Origin of the sequence: Hyphomonas sp. UBA3601 (assembly GCF_002375605.1) — a bacterium.
In the GTDB taxonomy this organism is placed as follows: Bacteria; Pseudomonadota; Alphaproteobacteria; order Caulobacterales; family Hyphomonadaceae; genus Hyphomonas.
Window position 1 is genome coordinate 1,627 of the sequence record NZ_DFME01000091.1, and the last position, 233, is coordinate 1,859.

Genomic DNA, 233 nt, shown 5'->3' on the forward strand with positions numbered 1-233 from the left:
GGACGGCAGATGATGTTTCGCACATGTACGGTTCAGGCCAATCTCGACTTTGCCTCCGAAGCGGACATGGTGAAGAAGTTCCGCGTCTCGCTGGCGCTACAGCCGCTCGGCACGGCGCTGTTTGCGAACTCGCCCTTCATGGAAGGTCGCCCGAACGGCTTCCTGTCCTACCGGTCGCAAATCTGGACTGACACAGATCCCGACCGTACGGGCATGCTGCCCTTCGTGTTCGA

General features: G+C 60.1%; 1 protein-coding gene. It reads left to right on the forward strand.

The genetic code is table 11. The features are described from left to right. Positions 1 to 233 (forward strand): glutamate-cysteine ligase family protein (locus tag B4F73_RS09360; protein ID WP_349679552.1); only part of this gene is annotated, 233 nt, incomplete at both ends.